18 protein-coding genes are annotated in these 21239 nt (G+C 69.4%); 11 read left to right on the top strand and 7 right to left on the bottom strand.

The features are described 5' to 3' along the window. Positions 1-37: 37 nt before the first annotated feature. From GTO19_RS11665 to guaD, 6 genes are all read left to right on the top strand, one after another. On the top strand, positions 38-1195 hold the full coding sequence (locus GTO19_RS11665; RefSeq protein ID WP_291021061.1) for a BMP family ABC transporter substrate-binding protein: 1158 nt from the start codon (positions 38-40) through the stop codon (positions 1193-1195). Between the two features lie 132 nt (positions 1196-1327). Then, a complete protein-coding gene (locus GTO19_RS11670) occupies positions 1328-2323 on the top strand; it encodes an aromatic ring-hydroxylating dioxygenase subunit alpha (RefSeq protein ID WP_291021062.1) in 996 nt (331 codons plus the stop codon). 7 nt (positions 2324-2330) lie between these two features. Then, on the top strand, positions 2331-3350 hold the full coding sequence (locus GTO19_RS11675) for an adenosine deaminase (protein WP_291021063.1): 1020 nt from the start codon (positions 2331-2333) through the stop codon (positions 3348-3350). A 91-nt stretch (positions 3351-3441) separates the two neighbouring features. Further along, positions 3442-4581: a Fic family protein gene (locus tag GTO19_RS11680; RefSeq protein ID WP_291021064.1), complete on the top strand. Its 1140-nt coding sequence runs from the start codon at positions 3442-3444 to the stop codon at positions 4579-4581. Positions 4582-4656: 75 nt separating this feature from the next. Continuing rightward, on the top strand, positions 4657-5757 hold the full coding sequence (locus tag GTO19_RS11685) for a BMP family ABC transporter substrate-binding protein (protein ID WP_291021065.1): 1101 nt from the start codon (positions 4657-4659) through the stop codon (positions 5755-5757). Positions 5758-5830: 73 nt separating this feature from the next. Next, the gene (gene guaD / locus GTO19_RS11690; RefSeq protein ID WP_291021066.1) at positions 5831-7114 is read left to right on the top strand and encodes a guanine deaminase; all 1284 of its coding nucleotides are present in this window, start codon (positions 5831-5833) and stop codon (positions 7112-7114) included. Between the two features lie 31 nt (positions 7115-7145). Here guaD and GTO19_RS11695 read toward each other — a convergent pair whose 3' ends face one another. From GTO19_RS11695 to hemP, 5 genes are all read right to left on the bottom strand, one after another. After that, positions 7146-9083, bottom strand: a complete 1938-nt coding sequence (locus tag GTO19_RS11695) for a metallophosphoesterase (RefSeq protein WP_291021067.1) — start codon at positions 9081-9083, stop codon at positions 7146-7148. 154 nt (positions 9084-9237) lie between these two features. Then, entirely contained in the window at positions 9238-10236 is a 999-nt protein-coding gene (locus GTO19_RS11700) for a cytochrome d ubiquinol oxidase subunit II (RefSeq protein ID WP_291021068.1), read from the bottom strand. 26 nt (positions 10237-10262) lie between these two features. Further along, positions 10263-11624 carry a cytochrome ubiquinol oxidase subunit I gene (locus tag GTO19_RS11705; RefSeq protein WP_291021069.1) on the bottom strand — a complete coding sequence of 454 codons (1362 nt, stop codon included), beginning with the start codon at positions 11622-11624 and terminating at the stop codon, positions 10263-10265. A 24-nt stretch (positions 11625-11648) separates the two neighbouring features. Continuing rightward, positions 11649-12236 (bottom strand): GbsR/MarR family transcriptional regulator, encoded by a 588-nt coding sequence (locus tag GTO19_RS11710; protein WP_291021070.1) that lies wholly within the window; start codon positions 12234-12236, stop codon positions 11649-11651. Positions 12237-12331: 95 nt separating this feature from the next. Next, positions 12332-12505 (bottom strand): hemin uptake protein HemP, encoded by a 174-nt coding sequence (gene hemP, locus GTO19_RS11715; RefSeq protein ID WP_291021071.1) that lies wholly within the window; start codon positions 12503-12505, stop codon positions 12332-12334. Between the two features lie 105 nt (positions 12506-12610). Between hemP and dcd the strand changes: the two genes are divergently transcribed. The 3 genes from dcd to GTO19_RS11730 all read left to right on the top strand — a co-directional run bounded on the left by dcd (position 12611) and on the right by GTO19_RS11730 (position 15640). Then, positions 12611-13177: a dCTP deaminase gene (gene dcd, locus GTO19_RS11720; RefSeq protein ID WP_291021072.1), complete on the top strand. Its 567-nt coding sequence runs from the start codon at positions 12611-12613 to the stop codon at positions 13175-13177. A gap of 53 nt (positions 13178-13230) precedes the next feature. Next, positions 13231-14112, top strand: a complete 882-nt coding sequence (locus GTO19_RS11725; RefSeq protein ID WP_291021073.1) for a neutral zinc metallopeptidase — start codon at positions 13231-13233, stop codon at positions 14110-14112. 79 nt (positions 14113-14191) lie between these two features. Next, positions 14192-15640: a DEAD/DEAH box helicase gene (locus GTO19_RS11730; RefSeq protein WP_291021074.1), complete on the top strand. Its 1449-nt coding sequence runs from the start codon at positions 14192-14194 to the stop codon at positions 15638-15640. A gap of 11 nt (positions 15641-15651) precedes the next feature. Here GTO19_RS11730 and GTO19_RS11735 read toward each other — a convergent pair whose 3' ends face one another. After that, positions 15652-16485 carry a symmetrical bis(5'-nucleosyl)-tetraphosphatase gene (locus GTO19_RS11735; RefSeq protein ID WP_291021075.1) on the bottom strand — a complete coding sequence of 278 codons (834 nt, stop codon included), beginning with the start codon at positions 16483-16485 and terminating at the stop codon, positions 15652-15654. Between the two features lie 23 nt (positions 16486-16508). Here GTO19_RS11735 and GTO19_RS11740 point away from each other — a divergent pair, with 23 nt between their 5' ends. Further along, on the top strand, positions 16509-17828 hold the full coding sequence (locus GTO19_RS11740; RefSeq protein WP_291021076.1) for a hemolysin family protein: 1320 nt from the start codon (positions 16509-16511) through the stop codon (positions 17826-17828). Between the two features lies 1 nt (position 17829). Here GTO19_RS11740 and GTO19_RS11745 read toward each other — a convergent pair whose 3' ends face one another. After that, on the bottom strand, positions 17830-20094 hold the full coding sequence (locus GTO19_RS11745; RefSeq protein ID WP_291021077.1) for an ATP-dependent DNA helicase: 2265 nt from the start codon (positions 20092-20094) through the stop codon (positions 17830-17832). Positions 20095-20127: 33 nt separating this feature from the next. On the opposite strand from GTO19_RS11745, the gene GTO19_RS11750 reads away from it, so the two are divergent. After that, complete coding sequence (locus tag GTO19_RS11750; RefSeq protein WP_291021078.1) at positions 20128-20859, top strand: hypothetical protein; 732 nt, start codon at positions 20128-20130, stop codon at positions 20857-20859. Positions 20860-21239 lie beyond the last annotated feature (380 nt).

A 21239-nucleotide genomic window follows, 5' to 3' on the forward strand; every position in this document is an offset into this window, starting at 1 on the left:
CCCGATTCACCCCAACCGTCGACACCCGAGGACACCCATGACCGACCTCCACAAGCGTTCCCTGTTCAAGGTCGCCGCGATGAGCGCGCTGGCCGCTGCCGTGCTGATCGGCTGCGGCAAGAAGGAAGAAGAGGTGGCGGCGCCCGCGCCCGCCCCGGCGCCCGCGGCCCCCGCCGCCGCCCCCGCCGCGCCCGAGCCGCTGAAGATCGCCTTTGCCTACGTCGGCCCGGTGGGCGACGGCGGCTGGACCTTCGCGCACGACAACGGCCGCAAGGCGCTGGAGGCCGAGTTCGGCAACAAGGTCGTCACCAGCTTCGTCGAAAGCGTGCCCGAAAGCGCCGACGCCGAGCGCGTGATCCGCGACATGGCCTCCAACGGCAATAAGCTCATCTTCGGCACCACCTTCGGCTACATGGAGCCCATGCTCAAGGTCGCCGCCGACTTCAAGGACGTGAAGTTCGAGCACGCCACCGGCTACAAGACGGCCGAGAACCTGCGCACCTACGACAGCCGCACCTACGAAGGCGCCTACATGGCTGGCGTGATCGCGGGTTCCATGACCAAGACCAACACCCTGGGCGTGGTGGCCTCCATCCCTATTCCCGAGGTGATCCGCAACATCAACAGCTTCACGCTGGGCGCGCAGTCGGTGAACCCCAAGATCAAGACCAAGGTGGTCTGGGTGAACGGCTGGTTCGACCCGCCGAAGGAAACCGAGGCCGCGACCTCCCTGCTCAACGGCGGCGCCGACGTGCTGTTCCAGAACACCGACTCCTCCGCCGTGCTGCAGACGGCCGAGAAGGCCGGCAAGCGCGCCTTCGGCTGGGATTCGGACATGACCGCCTACGGCCCCAAGGCCCACCTGGGCTCGGCCGTCATCAACTGGGGCCCGTACTACATCAAGGCCACCAAGGACGCGCTGGAAGGCACCTGGAGCACCGGTGGCGTGTGGTGGGGCCACAAGGAAGGCGCGATCGACATGGTTTCCATCGCCGACGACGTGCCGGCCGAGACCAAGGCCAGGATCGACACCATCAAGGCCGGCCTGAAGGACGGCAGCTTCCACCCCTGGACCGGCCCCATCGTGGACCAGGCCGGCAAGGAAGTGCTGGCCAAGGACCAGAAGGCCGACGACGCCTTCCTGGGCGGCATCAAGTTCTACGTCAAGGGCGTGGAAGGCAAAGTCCCGAATTAAGGGGACACCCCCGCCGCGCTTCGCGCGACCCCCTCAAGGGGGCGGCACCTGCGGCCCGGCAAAGCCGGTTCCGCGGTGCCCTGGGTTGAAAAGGGCTGCCCAAGGGCAGCCCTTTTTGTTTGAATGCACACCATGATCGAACGGCAACTCTGGCATCCCGTGGTGGCGTCGCACATGCTGCGCGAGGCGCCGATGGCCCTGGGCCTGCTCGGTGAGTCGCTGGTGCTGTGGCGCGACCACGGCACCGTGCACGCCTGGGCCGACCGCTGCCCGCATCGGGGCGCGCGGCTGTCGCTGGGGCGGGTGCTCACCACGGTGCACGGCCCGCGGCTGGAATGCGCGTACCACGGCTGGCAGTTCGAGGCCGGCGGGCGCTGCCGCCACGTGCCGGCCTCGCCCGACTTCCAACCACCCCCCGGCCACGCCACCACGGCATTCGAGGCGCGCGAGGCGCACGGGCTGGTCTGGGTGCGGCTGGACACGCCCGGCGCCGAGCTCCCGCAGGCGCCGCCGGCCTTCCCCGAAGCCGGGGACAGCGCCTGGCGCCGCGTGGTCTGCGGCCCCTACGTGGTGGCCACCAGCGCGCCGCGGCTGGTGGAGAACTTTCTCGACCTCAGCCACTTCGGCTTCGTGCACGAGGGCTGGCTGGGCGAACGGGGCCACGCGCAGGTGATGAGCGGCGTGGTGAGCGAGAGCCCCGAAGGCGTGCAGGTGCTCAAGGCACGCGCCTGGCAGCCGCGCGGCTACGCCGAGGCCGAGAGCGGCGCCTGGATCGACTACGCCTACGAGGTGCCACACCCTTACGCCGCACTGCTGCGCAAGGACGCGAGCGACGGCGACCCGGTGCGCAACGCCATTGCGCTCTTCATCCGCCCCGACGGCGAGGAGGCCTGCACCGCGTGGTTCGTTATGACCACGCAGAACGACCGGTCCAGTGACGAAGCGCTGATCGACTTCCAGGACACGGTGTTCGCGCAGGACCGGCCCGTGGTGGAATCGCAAAGCCCCAAGGCGCTGCCGATCGGCCGCACCGCGCGCGTGAGCGAGGTGCACGGCCCCGCCGACCGCGTGAGCAGCGCCTACCGCCGCTACCTTCAACGCCTGGGCATCGCCCTCGGAACCTGCTGAAGCCACCATGAAGCCCGCCGACCTGAGCCCTGCCGAACTCGCCGCCCACCTGCCCAAGGCCGAACTGCACATCCACATCGAAGGCTCGCTGGAGCCCGAGCTGATCTTCGCGCTGGCGCAGCGCAATCACGTGAAGTTGCCCTATGCCAGCGTGGAGGCCCTGCGCGAAGCCTACGCCTTCACCAACCTGCAGAGCTTCCTCGACATCTACTACGCCGGCGCCAGCGTGCTGCTGCGGGAGGACGACTTCTTCGACATGGCCTGGGCCTACTTCCAGCGCGCCTATGCCGACCGCGTGATCCACGCCGAGATCTTCTTCGACCCGCAGACCCACACCGCGCGCGGGGTGGACATCGGCGTGGTCATCGGCGGGCTGCGGCGCGCCTGCGAATGGGCGCAGGCCGAACTGGGCATGTCCAGCCGGCTCATCCTGTGCTTCCTGCGCCACCTCAGCGAGGAGGAGGCTTTCGCCACGCTGGAGGCGGCCTTGCCGTACCGCCAGCACTTCATCGGTGTGGGCCTCGATTCGAGCGAAGTGGGCCACCCGCCCGAGAAGTTCTCGCGCGTGTTCGCACGCTGCCGCGAACTGGGGCTGCGCATCGTCGCCCACGCGGGCGAAGAGGGGCCTCCAGCCTACGTCTGGAGCGCGCTGAACGAACTCAAGGCCGAGCGCATCGACCATGGTGTTCGTTCCCTGGACGACCCCGCGCTGGTGGCCGAGCTCGCACGGCGGCGCACGCCGCTCACTGTGTGTCCGCTGTCCAACCTCAAGCTCTGCGTGGTGAAAGACCTGCGCGAGCACCCGATGAAACGACTGCTGGACGCCGGCCTGTGCGCCACCGTCAACAGCGACGACCCGGCCTACTTCGGCGGCTACCTCAACGCCAACTTCACGCAGACCGTGGAGGCCCTGGGCCTGTCACGCGATGAAGTCATCACCCTGGCACGCAACAGCTTCGATGCAAGTTTTATCGACGAAGACACCCGGCGACGCTACCTTGCGCGGGTGGACGCGGCGCTGGGCTGAGGCGTGCCGTGCGGTGAATGCGCGACCTATTCACCGCACACAGTGCGGTGAATAAGGTGTCAATGCGGCGAATGCGGCGTATATTCGCCGCATGAAGTACGGTGATTGGGACGGCGTCGGTACCTTCATCTGGCAGGACGACTCCTGGCCGGCGATGCGCTACGACCTGGCAGCGCTGGCTCCCGCGTTGGCCCGGGTGAGTCATTCCCAGGGGCTGCTCCTGGGCCGCCTGGCCGAGGTGGGCCTGGAGCAGCGCGAGCGCGCCTGCCTCCAGGCGCTCACCGACGACGTGATCAAGACCAGCGCGATCGAGGGCGAGACGCTTGAGCCGGCATCGGTGCGTTCGTCGGTGGCGCGCCGCCTGGGCGTGGACATCGGCGCGCTGGCACCGAGCGACCGCCACGTGGACGGCGTCGTGGACATGGTGCTGGACGCCACCACCCGCTGCCAGGAGCCCTTGAGCGCCCGGCGGCTGTGGGGCTGGCATGCGGCGCTGTTCCCTACGGACTTCAACGGCCTGCACCGCATCCGCGTGGGGCAGTGGCGCAACGACGCGGGTGGACCGATGCAGGTGGTGTCGGGCGCGCTGGGGCGCGAGCGTGTGCATTTCCAGGCGCCACCTGCATCCCGACTGGTGTCGGAAACGGACAACTTCCTCGCCTGGGCCAATGCCGACACCGGCGAGCCCCTGCTCATCAAGGCCGGCCTGGCGCACCTGTGGTTCGTCACGCTGCACCCGTTCGACGACGGCAACGGCCGCATCGCGCGCGCTGTGGGCGACCTTTTCCTGGCGCGGGCCGACGGTGGTTCGCAGCGCTACTACAGCCTGTCGGCGCAGATCCAGCGCGAGCGCAAGGCCTATTACCAGGTCCTGGAATGCACGCAGCGCGGCGATCTCGACGTGACGCCCTGGCTCGCCTGGTTTCTCGACGCCCTGCAGCGCGCGCTGGACGCCGCGCTCGAAGGGCTGGTGTCGGTGCTGGGCAAGGCGCGCTTCTGGCAGCGCTGGGCGCAGGTGCCGTTCAACGAGCGGCAGGTGTTCATGCTCAATCGCGCGCTGGACGCTCCCGACGGGCACCTGAGCACGGCCCGCTGGGCCAAGCTCACGCGCTGCTCGAACGACACCGCCTTGCGCGACCTGCAGGTCCTGCTGAAGCTGGGCGTGATCCGCCGCCTGCCGGCTGGCGGACGCAGCACAAGCTACGAGATCGCGCCCTTGACCAGCGCCTAAAATACCGCCCCGACGCGAGCCGGTGCTTCCCCGGCTCGCGTTTTTTCATCATCGGAAGCCATGTAGAGGAACACCATGTACAAAAACCTCGCGGCCTGGCGCGCCTTCGCGCCAGCATTGGCCGCCTTGTTTTTCTCTCCCCTTGTCGTCCATGCCCAGGCGGTCAAGCCGCCGGTGAAGGCCGCCTTCGTCTATGTGGCGCCGCTCACCGAGGCCGGCTGGGTGCGCCAGCACGAGCTCGGCCGCCAGGCCGTGCAGGCCGCGCTGGGCGATCGTGTCGAGACACGCTACGTCGAGAACGTGGCCGAAGGCGCCGACGCCGAGCGCGTGATCCGCGACCTCGCGCAGCAGGGCCACCACATCATCTTCACGCCCAGCTTCGGCTACATGGAGCCCACGCTGAAGGTGGCGCGCGAATTTCCTAACGTGAAGTTCGAGTCCATCACCGGCTACAAGGCCGCGCCCAATGTGGCCACCGCAAACGCGCGCTACTACGAGGGCCGCTACCTGGCGGGCGTGGCGGCGGGCAGGCTGGCCACGCAGGCCGGCTACGTGGCGGGCTTTCCCATTCCCGAGGTGATCCAGGGCATCAACGCCTTCACGCTGGGCATGCGCTCGGTGAATCCGCGGGCCACGGTCAAGGTGGTGTGGCTGGGCGAGTGGTTCAACCCGCCGCGCGAGCGCGACGCGGCCATGACGCTGATGAACCAGGGCGCCGAGGTGCTGGCCTTTCACACCGGCAGCAACGCCGTGATGGTGGCCGCGCAGGAGCGCGGCAAGTTGGCCGTGGCCTACCACTCCGACATGCGATCGGTGGCGCCCGACGCGCAGGTGGTGGCCGTGACGCACCGCTGGGGCGATTACTACACGCGGCGCGTGAAGGCCGTGCTGGAAGGCACCTGGCGCAGTGAGCAGGTGTGGGGCGGCGTGGGCCAGGGCTTCATCCGCGTCGAGGGCTTTGGCAAGAAGGTGCCCGAGGCCGTGCAGAAGGAAGTGAACGCGCGCCAGGCCGACATGGCGGCGGGCCGCCTGCCGGTGTTCGCGGCACCGGCCTCGGCCCCCGTGCTCGGCCAGAACGGCCAAGCCGTGATCGCCGCCGGCCAGCGCCTGAGCGACGAACAGATTCTGAAGATGAACTGGTTCGTCGATGGTGTGCAGGGCACGCTCACGCCCTGATGCACACGCGCGCATGATCGCCATCGGCGCGTCCGTATGACAGCGCGCCGCGGGCCGTGTAGGCTCGCGGCCCATGAAAGCCTACCGCGCCAGCCTGCTGCGCTTCGACGAAGACAGCGGCGCCCCCTTGTTCGATGATGATGGCCTGCTGGTGATCGGCCCCGATGCCAACGGCCGTGCCGTGGTGCGCGCCGCGGGCGTGCACGGCGCGCTGATCGGCCGTTTTCCCGGCGTGGCCGTGGAAGACCTGCGTGGCCAGCTCATTGCCCCGGGTTTCGTGGACATGCACATCCACTACCCGCAGACCGATGTGATCGGCGCGCCCGCGGCCGGCCTGCTGCCCTGGTTGGAGCAGTACACCTTCCCCCACGAGTCGCGCTTCCACGAGCCGGCCCATGCGCGCGAGGTGGCGCGCTTCTTCTTCGACGAACTCGCGCGCAACGGTGTCACCACCGCGCTCACCTTTTCCACCTCGCACCCGGCCTCGGCGGACGCGGCCTTCGAAGAGGCGCGCGCACGCGGCCTGCGCTTCATGACCGGCAAGGTGCTGCAGGATCGCCACAGCCCTGACGGCGTGCGCGATCAGACCGAGCAGAGCCTGATCGATACCGAGGCCGGCATCCGCCGCTGGCATGGTGTGGATCGCCTGGGCTACGCCATCACGCCGCGCTTCGCGCCCACCAGCACGCCCGCGCAGTTGCGCGGCGCGGGCGAACTCGCGGCGAAATACTCGGACGTGTGGATCCAGTCGCACGTGGCCGAGAACCGCGACGAAGTGCGCTGGGCGATGGAGCTGTTTCCCGACAGCCGCAGCTACCTCGGCATCTACGAGGACTTCGGCCTTCTGCGCGAGCGCGCGGTGTACGCGCACTGCATCCACCTGAGCCAGGCCGACCGCGAGCGCATGGCCGCCACCGGCGCCGTGGCGGCCGTAAGTCCCACGAGCAATCTGTTCCTGGGCAGCGGCTTCTTCGACTACCAGGCCGCTGACGCCGCCGGCATGCGCTACGGCCTGGCCAGCGACGTGGGTGGCGGCACCAGCTTCTCGCCCTTTCGCACCATGCTGGCGGCCTACGTGGTGGGCCGCGAAGGCCAGACCAAAGCCGGCCTGAGCCTCACGCCCGGGCAGCTTTGGTGGCAGCACACCGCGGGCGCGGCGCGCGCGCTCGGGCTCGACGGCGTGGTGGGCAACCTGCAGCCCGGCTGCGAAGCGGACTTCGTGGTGCTGAACCCGCGGGCCACGCCGCTGCTGGCGCGCAAGACGGCGCAGGCGAACAGCCTGGACGAGCTGCTGTTCGCGCTGATCGTGCTCGGCGACGACCGCGTGGTGTCCCGCACCGTGGTCAACGGGCGCTGAAGCCCGCGCGGCCAGCGCGGGCGGGGTGCGGTCAGCGCGCCACGATGGCCAGGCGGTCGTCGCGGTTCAGCCGGGCCCAGAAGGCGCCGGTGCCGGCGTTGAATCCCACCACCGTGGTGTTGCCGCAGCCTGCGTCCACGTCGGCGGGCAGCGCCGTGAGGTAGTTGCTCTGGTAGGCCAGCGCGCTCACGCAGGCCGCGCTGGCCAGCGGCACCCAGGCTTGCGTGGCCTTGTCGTAGCGTGCGATCGCGCTGTTGGCCGCCGTGCGGCCGGCGGGCGCCACGAACTCCACCACGTAGCTGTCGCCGACCTTGTCCTCCGTCAGCGCCCAGCCCTTTGTGGCGTGCGCCGGCAGCACCACGGGCGCCTTGCCGAGCTCGGTGCCGTTGCCATAGCTGCCCGGCAGGCCGGTGTCCGCTGTGATGTCCTTCACCGCACCGTACGGGTCGATATAGGTGCCGTCCTGGCCGCTGATGCCGCTGATGATGAGCTCGTCGCTGAGGGTCTCGCTGCTTCTGGCCTGCCAGTTCAGCAGCACCTGCTTCTTCAGGTCGATGGTGGTCGCGCGCACCTCCACCTCTTCGTCCGGCGTGCCCACGTTGACGATCCGCGCGCGCTGGCTGTTGTTCAGGTTGGGGCTGAAGCTCTGGTGGCGCTGGAAGATGTAGCGGTACATCATGGACTCCATCTCCAGGTTGCTGTTCGCGAACGAGTAGCCCGGCGTGGCGTTCATGCTGCGGGTGCGGGTGTCATGGCGGTTGAACGTCTGGTTCAGGCCATCGAGCAGGCGCGCGCGACTGCCACCGGCCGACACACAGGTGCTGGTGCGGTAGCTCGGGTCGTAGACGCCGAAGCGCTGGATGTCGCTGGGCACGCTGGAGGGATACACGGTCTTGGCGCAGCGGTCTCTGGTGCGCACGAAGCGGTCCATCAGCGTCCAGACGGGGGCGGCCAGTTCCTTCAGCGGATCGCTGTTGGCAAGCACCGAATGCTTGATGAAGTAGGCGCGGTAGTCGATCGTCGGACCGGTGACCTCGAACACCGAGGCGTTCACGTCGACGAAGCCGGTGCCTTCGTTCTGCACCTTCAACATCAGGTAGTCCTGAATGCGCTCGTGCTCGCTGAAGCGGGTCTCGTAGCCCTTGTAGGCGGCATTGCCCGAGATGATCTGCATGAAGGGGCGCTCGGTGTTGTCCCGGATCAGGCTGCGCGAATAGTGGTGCTCGTGGCCGCTGACATAGATCACGTCGTGCGCGGCCAGCAGCCGGCGGTACTTGTCATACGCGTCGCGGAACTGCACGTCGTTCTCGATGGAGATGCTGCCGTCGATGATGTTCTCTCGCACCAGGCCGTAGCGGCTGCCCGCAAAGGAGTTGTGCGTCTGCAGGATGATGTGGTCGACCTTGGCCGCGTGCTTGTTGACCATGGCCTCGACGAAGTCGAACGAGCGCTCGAACCAGCCGTAGGAGATGTTGATCAGCAGGACGTTGTCGCGCACCAGTGCGTAGTTCTTGTTGCGCGTGCCGGGCATGTGTTCTGCGTCGGCGGGGATGAAGGGTTCCACGGCGTCGTGCCAGTCCTGGTCCGTTCCCTTCGGCTCGTGGTTGCCCATGACCGGCAGGATGCTGAGCTTGTCCTTGTACTGGTCGGCCACCTCGCGCCACAGCGCGTATTCCTCGGGCGTGCCGTTTTCGACCAGGTCGCCCACGGCGAGGACGACTTTCACGCCCGATCGCACGTAGAAGTCGAGTACGGCCGTCATGGGGTGCTGGGCCACGCCGGAGCTGCTGCCCTGCGTGTCGGGCAGCACGCCGATCCTGAGCGTGGTGGGCGCGCTGCTTGCGGGAGGGGTGGGCGCAGTGCCGCCGTCGGCGGCGCCGCCGCCGCCACCGCCGCAGGCGACGAGCATGAGGCCCGCGGCCAGGGCGATCGCGCTGGCCCGGAGTCGGGGATTCTTCTTGGTGAACATGGAGGTCTTCCTGGTTGTGGTGAGGCCAGGCTGTCGATGCCTGGCACGCCGACAATGCGGAAGACCGGTTGCATGCACATGAATGCACGGCCGGATGAGGCCTTTCAGGGGCATCCGATGGGATGAGGTCCCTTCGGACCGTGGTCCGTTCGGATCAGCCGTAGCTCAGCGGGTGCGCCTTGCCCCAGAACACGCGGTACAGGTAGATCGTGTAGACGATGATCATCGGCAGCGTGATCGCCACGCCGATGAAGATGATGGTGAGCGAGCTGGTGGCGGCCGCCGCGTCCCACAGCGTGAGCCGGCCGATGACGATGTCCGGGAAGATGCTGTAGGCCAGGCCGAAGAAGGCCAGCACGAAGATCAGCACCGTGTTCACGAACACCAGCCAGCCGTAGCCCGCGGCGATGAGGTTCGGACGCGTCACCACCCATTGCACGGCGAAGAAGGCCGCCGCGCAGATGAGTGGCACGGGCAGCAGCGCGAAGATCTGCGGCAGGCCGAACCACTTCTCGAACACCGCGGGACTCACCAGCGGCGTGGCAACCGAGATGGCCAGCAGCGCCACGCCCATGGGCCACAGCGCCCCGCGCGCCCAGCGCACCGCCTTCTGCTGCAGCTCGCCGTCGGTCTTCATGATCAGCCAGCCGGCGCCCAGCAGCAGGTAGGCCGCGGGCAGCGTGATGGCGATGCCGAGGCTGAACAACAGGCCCAGCACGCCGGTGTCGAAGCCCGTGATGTAGCTGCCCAGCATCCAGCCCTGCGAGGCGCTGGCGGCCAGCGAGCCGGCGAAGAAGGCGCGGTTCCAGAACGGCAGGTACCTCGTGGGCGCCTTCACGCGGAAGTCGAAGGCCACGCCGCGCAGGATCAGGCCCACGATCATGATGGCGGCGGGCAAGTACAGGGCCTGCAGCACCAGGCCGTGCGCCTTGGGAAAGGCCACCAGCAGCACGCCCACGCCCAGCACCAGCCAGGTTTCATTGGCGTCCCAGAAGGGGCCGATGCTGCTGACCATGGTGTCCTTCTGCACCTCGTCGCCCAGCGGCAGCAGCAGGCCCACACCGAGGTCGTAGCCGTCGAGCACCACGTAGGCCAGCAGCGCCAGGCCCATCACGGCCATGAAGATCAGGGGGAGGAATTCGGCCCAGGTCATGTCGTGTTTCCTTCGCTTGCAGCGGCTCAGGCGCCGGCCTTGCCCATTTCGCCGGAGGGGGCCTCGGGCGCATGTTTGACGGGGTTCTCGGCCATGTACTTGAGCACGCCCACGTAGGTGATCAGCAGCAGACCGTAGACGACCAGATAGCCCACCAGCGTGGCGGCCACGTTGGCCGGTGCGATGGGGGTGACCACGTCGGCCGTGCGCAACAGGCCGTAGACGATGAAGGGCTGGCGGCCGATTTCGGTGACGTACCAGCCCGCCAGCGTGGCCACCCAGCCCGAGAAGGTCATGGCCGCGAGCGTCCACAACAGCGGTCGCGGCAGCGCCAGGCGCGTGTCGCTGCGCTGCGGCCAGACCTTCCACACGCTCCACAGCGCCACCAGCAGCATGAGCGTGCCCATCCCCACCATCACGCGAAAGGCATAGAACACCGGGGCCACGGGCGGGTGCGCGCCCGGAAATTCCGACAGGCCCTTGATCTCGCCATCCCAGTCGTGCGCCAGGATGAGGCTGCCGAGCTTGGGCACCTTCAATGCGTAGTGCGTGGTGCGGGCGGCTTCGTCGGGAATGCCGATCAGCGTGAGCGGTGCGCCGCGCTCGGTCTCCCAGATGCCTTCGAGGGCGGCGATCTTGGCGGGCTGGTGCTTCAGGGTGTTCAGGCCGTGCAGGTCGCCCACGAAGATCTGCACCGGTGCCAGCAGCACGGCCGCGAACACGGCGGTGCGCAGCGCCTTGTGCGTGCCGCCCGTGGCACTGCCCTTGATGAGTTGCCAGGCGCACAGCCCCGCGACGAGGAAGGACGCCGTGAGACCGGAGGCCAGCAGCTTGTGCGCCAGGCGGTAGGGGAACGAGGGGTTGAAGACGATGGCGAACCAGTCGAGCGGCATGAATTCGCCGTTGACGATCTCGGCGCCCGCGGGCGTCTGCATCCACGAGTTGAGGCTGAGGATCCAGAAGGCCGAGAAGGTGGTGCCCAGCGCGACGAGGAAGGTGGCGATGAGGTGCATGCGCTCGCTCACGCGCCCCCGTCCGAACAGCATGATGCCGAGGAAGCTGGCCTCGAGGAAGAACGCGGTGATGACCTCGTAGCCCAGCAAGGGGCCGGCGATGTTGCCGGCCTTTTCCATGAAGCCCGGCCAGTTGGTACCGAACTGGAAGCTCATGGTGACGCCCGAGACCACGCCCAGCGCGAAGCTCAGCGCGAACACCTTGGTCCAGAAGTAGTACGCCTCTTCCCAGGCCTGCTCGCGCGTCTGCACGAAGCGGATGCGGAAGAACAGCAGGAACCAGCCCAGGGCGATGGTGATGGTGGGGAAGAGGATGTGAAAGCTGATGTTCGCGGCGAACTGGATGCGCGAGAGCAGCAGGGTGTCGAGGTCCATGGGGCGTTCCTTGCGTCCGTGGGGTCAGGCCGCGTTCTTGTCGTTGCGCGCGGTGGGGGCCTTGCCGGTGAGCCGGTCCTTCAGTTCGAGCACACGCGTGACCGTAGCGCCCATGCCCATGAGTTGCAAGGCCGTCTCGGGCGCGAGCTTCTGCACGTCGTCGAACCAGGTCATGAGCCGGTCGATGAGGTCGTGCATCTCGCGCATGCGTTGCTGGGCGTGGCGTTCGGCGTCGGTCTTGGGGGTTTCCAGCAGCGCGGTGCGCAGCATGGACAGCGTGGGTTCGATCTCGCGGCGGCGGCGCTCCTCGGCCAGCACGCGGAAGATCTCCCACACGTCCGACGGCGCCTCGAAGTACTCACGGCGGTCGCCGGCCTGGTGGCGCAGGCGCACGAGTCGCCAGGCCTGCAGTTCCTTCAGCCCCATGCTGACGTTGGAGCGCGAGAACTCCAGCGTCTCGGCGATCTCGTCGGCGCACAGCGGCTTGTCGGCGATGTAGAGCAGGGCGTAGATCTGCCCCACGGTGCGGTTGATGCCCCAGCGGCTGCCCATCTCCCCGAAGTGGGCGACGAACTCGCGGTTGAGGGGAGGGAGGTGGTCTTGCAGCGGCATGGCCGGCACTGTAGCCGGATTTGCCTGAAGTTTCAGGAATTACTGAAATTTCAGGATGACGCCAAGGGATTGCCCACCCGCACGTCGCGGGCCGACTACTTGGTGAGGATCAGCTTGTTCTGCGCGGTCAGGCTCAGCTTGTAGTGCTGGCCGTCGTGTTCGATGAACACGTCGCGCCGGCCGCCGCTGAGCTGACCGAACTGCACCTGCACGGGCGGCACCTGAACAGGCGCGGGCGCGGGCGGCGAGGACGGAGGGGCGGTTTTCACGGAAGGCATCCTGACATCATAAACACAAATGCGAACTATTCGCAAACAAGTGGCGAAATGAATCGATCAGAAGGCGCCGATGGCCGCTGCCTACAATCGCCGCCCATGAGCATCAAGAGCGACAAGTGGATCCGCCGCATGGCCGAGCAGCACGGCCTGATCGACCCCTTCGAGCCCGGGCAGGTCCGCCAGGTCGATGGCAAGCGCGTCATCAGCTACGGCACCAGCAGCTACGGTTACGACATCCGCTGCGCGCCCGAATTCAAGGTCTTCACCAACATCCACAGCACGGTGGTGGACCCGAAGAACTTCGACGAGAACAGCTTCGTCGACGTCAACAAGGACGTCTGCGTCATCCCGCCCAACAGCTTCGCGCTGGCGCGCACGGTGGAGTACTTCCGCATCCCGCGCAACGTGCTCACCATCTGCCTGGGCAAGAGCACCTACGCCCGCTGCGGGATCATCGTCAACGTGACGCCCTTCGAGCCCGAGTGGGAAGGCTACGTGACGCTGGAGATCAGCAACACCACGCCGCTGCCGGCCAAGATCTACGCGGGCGAGGGCATCGCCCAGGTGCTGTTCTTCGAGAGCGACGAGGTCTGCGACGTGTCCTACAAGGACCGTGGCGGCAAGTACCAAGGCCAGGTGGGCGTGACGCTGCCCAAGGCCTGATCTCTGGCCTACCATCGCGAACGTGCCCGTGCGCCGGGCGAAGGAGCTTCGCGATGAAATGGGAAAACAACCGGCAGTCCGACCAGATCGAGGACCGGCGCAACAGCCCGGGCGGCGGGGGCCGCATCCCGCGCATCGGGGGCGGCCGGGGCATCGGCATCGGCACCATTGCCATCGCGCTGATCGCGGGCTGGGTGTTCGGCATCAACCCGCTGACCATCCTGGGCGCGTTGGACGGCGGGGGCCTGCAGGCGCCCATGGAAGCGCCGCAGGCCCAGACCGGCGCCCCCAGCGACGACATGGGCCGCTTCGTGGCCGCCGTGCTCGGCGGCACCGAGGACGCCTGGGGCGCGATCTTCCAGGCCGCCGGTGCGCAGTACCAGAAGCCGCGCCTGGTGCTGTTCCGCGGCGCCACGCCAACGGCCTGCGGAACGGGCCAGTCGGCCATGGGCCCTTTCTACTGCCCAGGCGATCAGAAGGTCTACATCGACCTCAGCTTCTACGACACCCTGCGCCGCCAGCTCGGCGCGCCCGGCGACTTCGCCCAGGCCTACGTGATTGCGCACGAGGTGGGCCACCACGTGCAGAACCTCATGGGGATCACCGACCAGATGGAGAAGGCGCGCGGCCGCGCGAGCGAGCGCGAGTACAACGCGCTGTCGGTCCGGCTTGAGTTGCAGGCCGATTGCTTCGCGGGCATCTGGGCGAACCACAACCACCAGCAGGGCCAGGTGATCGAGCCCGGCGACGTGGAGGAGGCGCTGAACGCGGCGGCGGCCATCGGCGACGACGCGCTGCAGCGCAAGAGCCAGGGCCACGTGGTGCCCGACAGCTTCACCCACGGCACGAGCGAGCAGCGCCAGCGCTGGTTCCACAAGGGGCTGGAGACGGGGGACGCGCGCGCCTGCGACACGTTCAAAGCCGCGTCACTCTGAGGTGGCGGACCCGGTCACGGGCGAGGTTGTAGCGCGGGTGCGACAATAGCGGGCTTACCGCCACCCCGGCGTTCCCGACATGACCCAAAGCTTCTCCGAACTCAATCTCGCGCCCGCGCTGGCGAAGGCCGTGGCCGAAATGGGCTACGAGACCATGACGCCGATCCAGGCGCAGGCCATCCCGCAGGTGCTCACTGGCCGCGACGTGATGGGCGCCGCCCAGACCGGCACCGGCAAGACCGCCGCCTTCTCCCTGCCACTGCTGCAGCGCCTGCTCAAGCACGAGAACGCCTCCACCTCGCCCGCGCGCCACCCGGTGCGCGCCCTGGTGCTGCTGCCCACGCGCGAACTGGCCGACCAGGTGGCCGAACAGGTCAAGCTCTACGCCAAGTACACGCAGTTGCGCAGCACGGTGGTGTTCGGCGGCATGGACATGAAGCCGCAGACCCTGGAGCTGAAGAAGGGCGTCGAGGTGCTGGTGGCCACGCCGGGCCGCCTGCTCGACCACATCGAGGCCAAGAACTGTGTGTTGAACCAGGTCGAGTACGTGGTGCTCGACGAGGCCGACCGCATGCTCGACATCGGCTTCCTGCCCGACCTGCAGCGCATCCTGAGCTACCTGCCCAAGCAGCGCACCACGCTGCTGTTCTCGGCCACCTTCTCGCCCGAGATCAAGCGCCTGGCCAACAGCTACCTGCAAGACCCCATCACCGTGGAGGTGGCGCGCTCCAACGCCACGGCCTCCACGGTCGAGCAGCACTTCTACCGCGTGGACGACGACGACAAGCGCGGCACGCTGCGCCAGATCCTGCGCGAACGCGGGATCAAGCAGGCCTTCGTGTTCGTCAACAGCAAGCTCGGCTGCGCGCGCCTGGCACGCTCGCTGGAGCGCGACGGCCTGAACACCGCCGCGCTGCACGGCGACAAGAGCCAGGACGAGCGCCTGAAGGCGCTGGACGCCTTCAAGCAAGGCAGCGTCGATCTGCTGGTCTGCACCGACGTGGCCGCGCGTGGCCTGGACATCAAGGACGTGCCGGCGGTGTTCAACTTCGACATCCCGTTCAACGCCGAAGACTACGTGCACCGCATCGGCCGCACCGGCCGCGCGGGCGCCTCGGGCCTGGCGGTCTCCTTCGTCTCGGGCCGCGACGCGCGCCTGGTGGGCGAGCTGGAAAAGCTGCTGGGCAAGAAGCTGGAGATCGAGGCGCTGGAACTGGAGCAGGACCGCCGCCCGGCCGGCCGCTTCAACGACGGCCAGCGGGCCTGGCAGCGCGAGGAAGGCGGTCGCGAGCCGCGCGAGGCCCGCGCGCCGCGCGCGCCCTCGGCCCCGCGCGTGTCGCGTCCGCCGGCCGATCCCTTCTTCGACCAGCCCTACGAAGCCAAGCCCGCCAGCGCCGACGCCCCGCCGCCGCAGTGGGACACCGCGCAGAAAGCGAACGCACCCAAGAGCCTGTCGCCCAACATCAAGCAGCGCCGCAAGGTGCCGGCGCTGTTCAAGGCCAGCGCGCCGCCGCCGGCCAATTCCTGATCACCGCGTGATCACTTGCCCGGGCGCTGCGACTGGGCGCACTTCACCTCGAAACGCTCCACCTCGCCCGGCCCCGCGCCCAGCCGGGCGGCCGTGAGGCAGCCGCCCCACACGCAGCCCGTGTCCAGCGCCAGCAGGCCCGGCTGGTCCACGCTGCGCAGCGTGGACCAGTGACCGAAGGCCACGGGTGTGTCCGCCGTGCGCCGACCGGGCACCTCGAACCACGGGAAGTGGCCCTCTGGCGCGGCACCCGCACCGTCCTTGGTCTCGAACTCCATCTCGCCATCGGGCGTGCAGAAGCGCAGCCGTGTGAAGGCATTGACGATCACGCGCAGCCGGTCGCTGCCGCGCAGCGTGTCGGCCCAGCGCGCGGGCTGGTTGCCGTACATCTGATGAAGGAAGTCGCGCCAGTCGGGCGCCTGCAGCACGGTCTCCACCTCGTGCGCCAGTTGAAGCGCCCCTGCCGCGTCCCACTGCGGCAGCACCCCCGCGTGCACCAGCAACCAGCCGCGCTCCATCAGGGCGAGCGGGCGCTGGCGCAGCCAGTCGAGCAGGTCGGCGCGGTCCGGCGCGGCCAGGATGTCGCCGATGGTGTCGCTGCGGTGCGGCTTGCGCACGCCCTGCGACACCGCGAGCAGGTGCAGGTCGTGGTTGCCCAGCAGGCATTGCCCGCTGGCGCCGAGCGCGATCAGGCGGCGCAGCGCGGCCAGCGACGCGGGGCCGCGGTTGACCAGGTCACCCAGCACCACGAGCCGGTCGCGGCTGGGGGAGAAGCCGACGGTGTCGAGCAGGCGGCCCAGGGCCTCGTCACAGCCCTGCACATCGCCGATGAGATAAATTGCCATCGCCCGATTATGGGTAGGACCCCATGGACACCCTCCTCATCGTCTTCCTCACGCTGCTCAACGGCGCATTCGCGATGTCCGAACTCGCGCTCGCCTCCAGCCGCAAGGCCCGCCTGGCGGCCATGGCCGAGGCCGGCGACAAGGGCGCGCACACTGCGCTGGAGCTGCTCGACAACCCCACGCAGTTCCTCTCGTCGGTGCAGGTGGGGATCACCTCCATCGGCATGCTCAACGGCATCGTGGGCGAGGCGGCCTTCAGCGACGACCTGGGCCTGTGGTTCCAGTCCTTCGGCCTGGAGGACACCGTTGCGGGCGTGTTGGCCACGGCGATCGTGGTGACCGTCATCACCTTCATCACCATCGTCTTCGGCGAGCTGGTGCCCAAGCGCATCGGCCAGCTCTACCCGGAGGCGGTGGCGCGCTGGGTCTCGCGCCCGATGGCGGCGGTGGCGCGTGGCGCCAAGCCCTTCGTGTGGCTGCTCACGCACACCACGCAGTGGGTGCTCAAGGCCCTGCGCGTGGACAACTCGGCCGCGCAGGTGGTGACCGAGGCCGAGATCGAGGCCAGCCTCGCCGAGGGCGTCGACGCCGGCATCATCGAGGCGCAGGAGCACCGCATGGTGCGCAACGTGTTCGGGCTCGACGACCGCCTGCTCACCTCCATCATGGTGCCGGCCTCCGACATCGAGTGGCTGGACGCCGGTGCGGGCATCGACGAGGCGGTGCGCCAGGCCGCGGCCACGGGCCACTCGTGGTACCCGGTGTGCCGGGGCGGACTGGAGGACGTGGTGGGCGTGATCCACGTGCCGCGCCTGCTGGCGCTGCAGGCCGATGGCGAGCAGGGGGCCGTGGGCGCGCAGGCGCAGCCGGCCGTGTTCGTGCCCGAGACGCTCACCGGCATGGAACTGCTGGAGCAGTTCCGTGCACGGGCCACGCGCATGGTGTTCGTGGTGGACGAGTACGGCGTGGTGCAGGGCCTGCTCACGCCGCTGGACATGCTGGAGGCGATCACCGGAGAACTCTCGCCCGAGATGCCGGTGGACGCCTGGGCGCGCCAGCTCGAGGACGGGAGCTGGGAGGTCGACGGCGCGATGCCGGTGGCCGAGCTGAAGTCGCGCCTGGAGATCGACGCGCTGCCCGATGAGGACAAGGGCCGCTACGCCACCGTGGCGGGGCTGATGCACTCGATGGCCGGCGAACTGCTGATCCAGGGGCAGTTTGTCGACGGCGCGGGCTGGCGCTTCGAGGTGCTGGAGGTCGACGGCCGGCGCATCGCGCGCGTGCTGGTCACGCCGCTGCCACCGCCGCGGCCCGAGGCCGGCGAGCCCCGCGAGGACGGCTGAATCAGCGCACGCCCCACCAGGGCGGCAGCAGCGCACGCACCTCGGGGCTGGCGAAGCGCTCGTCGAGCAGCAGCAGCGTGCCCCGGTCCTGCGGCGTGCGGATCAGGCGGCCGGCGGCCTGCACCACCTTGTGCAGGCCGGGATAGAGGTAGGTGTCGGCCCAGCCTTGCGCACCGGTGGCCTGCAGGCGCTCGCGCAGTGCCTCGCTCAGCGGGTCGGGGGGCGGCAGGCCCAGCGTGGCGATGCTCACGCCCACCAGGCGCGAGCCGGGCAGGTCGATGCCTTCGCCGAACACGCCACCCAGCACCGCGAAGCCCATGCCCTGGCCGCCTTCCACGAAGCGCGCGATGAAGGCTTCGCGCGCGGCCTCGTCCATGCTGCGCGACTGCGACCACACCGCCACGTCCGGGTGCGCGGTACGGAACGCCTCCATCGCCTGCGTGAGGTAGTCGAAGCTGCTGAAGAAGGCGAGGTGGTTGCCCGGGTGCGCGCGGTAGTGCGCGCCGAGTTCGTCCACCAGGCGCGGCAGGGTGCGCACGCGGTCGGCCCAGCGCGTGGACAGGCCACGCGCCACGCGCACCGACCACTGGGCCGGGTCGAAGGGCGAGGCCACTTCGATGCGCGCGACCGGCTCGGGCAGGCCCAGCAGGCGCTGCGCGTGCGCCATGGGCGCGAGCGTGGCCGAGAACAGCGTGGCCGCGTGCGCGCCGGCCCAGCGTGGTTCGAGCAGCTCGGCCGGCAGCAGGCAGCGCAGCGCGAGCTGCGGGCGCGGCTTGCCGCGCCGCGTGGGAGGGCCGGGTGATCGCTCCAGCACCGAGTGCGCGCCGAAGCGCTCGGCCACGCGCAGGAAGTGCACCGCCTCGAACAGCCAGGGCTGCAGGCCCGCGGCGGCCTGCGGGTGGCGCGCCATGAAGTCGGTGAGCGTGGCGACGTGGCGGCCCAGCGTGGCGATGAAGGCGGCCGGGAGGGCGTCGTCGAGCGCCGGGGTCGCGGGCTCGTCGAGCGCCAGCGCGCCCCAGGCGCGGTGCACCGCGTCCATGGTGGCCTTCAGGGCCTGCGGCGCCTGCGCGCGCCAGGCGCCGAAGCGCTGCGGGTCCAGCTCGGCGCTGTACATGCGGCGCGCGCGCTCGGCCAGGTTGTGGGCCTCGTCCAGCAGCAGTTGCACGCGCCAGCCCTCGGCCTGAGCGAGCGACCAGGCCTGCGCGTTCAGGTCGAACCAGTGGTTCACGTCGCCCACCACCACGTCGGCCCAGCGCTGCATCTCCTGCGCCAGGTAGTACGGGCAGATGCGGTGCGCCAGCGCGATCTCGCGCAAGGCATCGCGGTCGAGCCATGCCGCGCGCGCGGCCTGCTCACGCGCGGCGCCCAGGCGGTCGTAGAAGCCCTGCGCCAGTGGGCAGGACTCGCCGTGGCAGGCCTTGTCGGGGTGCTCGCAGGCCTTCTCGCGCGCCAGGCGTTCCAGCACGCGCAAGGGCCGCGCGTTCAGTCGGCGCAGGCCGTCGAGTGCGATCGCGCGGCCCGTCGTCTTGGGCGTGAGCACCAGCAACTGGTCGCTGCCCACCACGGGCATGGCGCGCAGCGCGCCGAACAGCGTGGCCGCGGTCTTGCCGATGCCGGTGGGCGCCTGTGCGAGCAGGTGGCGCCCCGCGCGCTGCGATCGGAACACGGCCTCGGTGAGCTCGCGTTGACCCGCGCGATAGCCATCGAAAGGGAAGGGCGTGGCGGCCAGCGCGGCGTCGCGCGCGCGGCGGTGCTCGGTCTCCTGCCGGGCCCAGTCGCGGTAGCGCGCGCAGAGGTCCTGCGTGAAGGCGCGCAGCGAGTCGCGCGTGCCCTGGCGCGTGAGCACCGTCTCGTGGCCGCTGTCGATGTCGTAGTAGATCAGCGCGAGTTCGATGCTGTCGAGGTGCTCCGCCTCGCACAGCAGCCAGCCGTACACCTGCGCCTGCGCCCAGTGCAGGGCCTGGCGGTTGGGCGTGATGAGCGTCGGGTCGCCTCGGTGGGTCTTGGTTTCGTCGAGGCGGCGCGCCTGGGGGTCGTAGCCGTCGGCGCGGCCCTGCAGCAGCAGGCCTTCGCACAGGCCCGAGAGCGTGCGCTCCCGTTGGTAATGCGCGGGGCGGCGCGCGGCCACGCTGGCGTGGCCCGCGATGCCTTCGAAGGCGCTGGGCGCGGGCGTGAAGCGGTGGTCCAGATCGCCCGCGCGCGCCGCGAAGTCGCACAGGCGCCGCACGGCGACGCGCAGGGGCTCGGAGACGGGTTCGGCGGACACGGAGCGGGGATCATACGGAAGGACAATCGCGCGGTGAGCGAGCCTTCCCTTTCCCTTCCGCTGACCCGGCGCCACCACCAGCGCCTGCGACAGATGCACCGCTCGGCGGGCTGGCCCTGCCACGATCCGATCGAGGTAGAGCTGATCGCGGCGGGCTGTCTGCAGCGCTGTTTTGACGGCGCCGGGCGCGAGCACCTGCGCGTGAGCGACGCGGGCATCGCGCTGTTGGCGCGCATCTACGCGCGCAACCGCGCCGCGCTGTCGGCGCACGAGGCCCTGGTGCAGCGCGTGGCGCTGGAGCAGACGCGCTCGGGCCGCCTGGCCTGGTGTGGCCTCGCGCTGCGCGCGCCCCTGCCGCGCGCGGACGAGCCGCTGGCCAACGACTGGGTGATGGCCTGCCCCGACGTGTACTCGATCCGCCGCAGCTCGCGCGCCGACTGGCTGGAGCCCGTGGTGCACGAGATCAAGGTGAGCCGCGCGGACCTGCTGTCCGACCTGCGCAAGGCCGACAAGCGCGCGGCCTACCTCGGCATGGCTGGCGCGGTGTGGTACGTGCTGGGGCGCGACGCCAAGGGCCGCCCGGTGGGCGATGAGACCGACGTGCCCGAGGACTGCGGCGTGCTGATCGACAGCGGCGCCATGGGCTGGGAGGTGCGCCGCGAGGCACCGCGCCGCGCGGTGCCGCAACTGCCGCTGGGCGTGTGGCTGGCCTTGGCCCAGGCCACTCCGCTGCGAATCGACGAGCCCGATCAGCAAGGGCTCTGAGCCCGGCGTGCGTGAGCGGTCGCGTCGCGCCGCGTCTCACCTGGTTCTCTCCAAAGCCATCGGGTTATCGGCCGTCCTGCCGTGTCGGCCTCGGACGGGCTGCGGATACCCGGGCGCGCGCTGCGTCGGTACCTTGCCCTGGGGTCGCGCCGTGACCCGAGTTCGCTGGAGAGATGGGGCATGAAGCTGGAACGTCGTTCGATGCGTTGGTTCGCGGCCGCGATGGCCGTGGTGTATCTGGGTGCGTGCGGCGGTGGGGGCGGGGATGCGCCCGGCGACACCGGTGGCTCGGGGCGCAACGCCAGTCCGAGCCCCAGTCCTGCCCCGGGTTCAAGCCCCGGCCCGAGCCCGAGCCCGAGCCCCGCCCCAGGCGGCAGTCC

Source organism: Hydrogenophaga sp. (assembly GCF_011772445.1).
GTDB lineage: Bacteria > Pseudomonadota > Gammaproteobacteria > Burkholderiales > Burkholderiaceae_C > Hydrogenophaga.